This window comes from Bradyrhizobium sp. SRS-191 (assembly GCF_024586915.1).
GTDB lineage: Bacteria > Pseudomonadota > Alphaproteobacteria > Rhizobiales > Xanthobacteraceae > Bradyrhizobium.
The window spans coordinates 1-2,085 of record NZ_JANBVS010000062.1 but is presented as its reverse complement, the minus strand read 5'-3'; the positions used below and the strand labels follow the sequence as shown (position 1 = coordinate 2,085).

Sequence of the window (2,085 nt, the reverse complement as noted above, 5' to 3'; positions counted from 1 at the left end):
AAACGCGCCGTCCGATCAAGGGCGGGCATCAAACCAAGCAAGGCATAGAAGCAACAATGAATGTCGCTGTTCGCACTCACGCCGCCGCCAAACGGGCTTCTGAACATTTCGACGTACTGATCGTCGGCGCCGGCATCTCCGGCATCGGAAGTGCCTATCACATCCAGCAGCAACTGCCGGGCACCAGCTACGTCATCCTGGAAACGCAGGCGACGTTCGGCGGCACCTGGAGCACGCATCGCTATCCCGGCATTCGCTCCGACAGCGATCTCCATACGTTCGGCTACAGCTTCAAGCCCTGGGTCGGGCCGCCGATCGCGACCGCCGAGGAAATCCTCTCCTACATGAAGGAGGTGATTGACGACAACGATATCGCCCGCCACATCCGCTACAAGCACAAGATCAATTCAGCGCGCTGGTCGAGCGAGCAGAATCTCTGGACCATCGAAGCGGTGACGACGGACACCGGCGAGTGCAGGACCTTCACCGCCAACTTTCTCTGGATGTGCCAGGGCTATTACCGTCATTCGGAAGGCTACATGCCGCAATGGAAAGGCATGGACCGCTTCAAGGGCCGCATCGTGCATCCGCAGACCTGGCCGGACGATATCGATCTCGCGGGCAAGAAGGTGGTCGTGATCGGCTCCGGCGCGACGGCGGCGACGCTGGTGCCGAACATCGCGGACAAATGCGCGCACGTCACCATGCTGCAGCGATCGCCGACCTATTTCCGGCTCGGCCGCAATGCGATCGAGATCGCGGAGGAATTGCGCAAGCTCCAGGTGGATGAGGCCTGGATCCACGAGATCGTCCGGCGGAAGATCCTGTTCGAGCAGGATGCGTTCACCAAGCTCTGCCTGTCCAAGCCCGAGCAGGTGAAAAACGAGCTGATCGGCCAGATCAAGGCGGTGCTCGGCCCGGACTACGACGTCGACAAGCACTTCACGCCGAGCTATCGGCCGTGGCGGCAGCGCATCGCCTTCGTGCCGGATGCCGATCTGTTCAAGGGCATTGCCAGCGGCAAGGCCTCCGTCGTCACCGACGAGATCGAGAGCTTCGTCGAGAACGGCATCCAACTGAAGTCGGGTGAGCTATTGGAGGCCGATATCGTCGTCACGGCGACCGGCTTCAACCTCGCTGCGCTCGGCGACATCGCCTTCGAGATCGACGGCAAGCCGCTCGCCTTCGGCGACACCGTGACCTATCGCGGCATGATGTTCACGGGCGTACCGAACATGGTCTGGGTGTTCGGCTATTTCCGTGCCAGCTGGACCTTGCGCGTCGATCTCGTCGCCGATTTCGTCTGCCGCCTGCTCGGTCACATGAAGGCCAAGGGGGCGAAAAAGGTCGAGGTCAAGCTGCGTCCCGAAGACCACAACATGCCGATCCTGCCCTGGATCGATCCGGAAAACTTCAACCCCGGCTACATGATGCGCAACATGAACGTGTTGCCCAAGCGCGGCGACAAGCCGGAATGGCAGCACAGCCAGGACTACTGGACCGAGAAGGACGAGATCCCGAAGACCGATCTCGACGACAAGGCATTCGTGTATGGGTGAGGTTCTGTCGGCGGCCAGGAATTTGTAGTGGTCGCCACATCCTCTGCTGTCGTCCCGGCGAAGGCCGGGACCCATACCCCTCGGCCTCAGTTTTGCGGAGACTGATCGCCCAGTACTCCCACCTTAGTAATGTAGAGAGATCACGCGGTATGGGTCCCGGCCTTCGCCGGGACGACACGCTTTGCTAAGGTGACATCCTCAACATGCCGTTCACCCATCACGAATTCCGCCGCGTCGCATTCGTCGCGATCGCGGCCGCGGCCGTCCGGTTCTCCACGCCGAGCTTGGCGTAGATCTGTTCGAGATGCTTGTCGACGGTACGCGGGCTCAGCCCCAGGATTTGCGCGATGTCGCGGTTGGTCTTGCCCTTGCTGAGCCAGGCCAGCACCTCGCCTTCGCGGGTGGTGAGACCAAGCTCGCTGCTGAATTCCGGCGGCAGCGCCGTGCCGGATTCCCTGGATAGACGGAGCAGGAACTCGTTCGGCGCCGTTTCGCCCATGTAATAGAATCGAAGTTGCGGGTTGTC

2 protein-coding genes are annotated in these 2,085 nt (G+C 61.3%); one reads left to right on the top strand and one right to left on the bottom strand.

All coding sequences use genetic code 11. From position 1 onward, the window contains the following. Positions 1–56: 56 nt before the first annotated feature. Positions 57–1,559 carry an NAD(P)/FAD-dependent oxidoreductase gene (locus NLR35_RS33925; protein ID WP_257170890.1) on the top strand — a complete coding sequence of 501 codons (1,503 nt, stop codon included), beginning with the start codon at positions 57–59 and terminating at the stop codon, positions 1,557–1,559. 217 nt (positions 1,560–1,776) lie between these two features. Here the strand turns inward: NLR35_RS33925 and NLR35_RS33920 are convergent. Then, the coding region (locus NLR35_RS33920; protein ID WP_257170889.1) for a response regulator transcription factor at positions 1,777–2,085 on the bottom strand (309 nt) is incomplete at its 5' end.

Coding starts and splice junctions, on each gene's coding strand:
- NLR35_RS33925 (WP_257170890.1), top strand. CDS start 57: ATGAATGTCGCTGTTCGCACTCACGCCGCCGCCAAACGGGCTTCTGAA.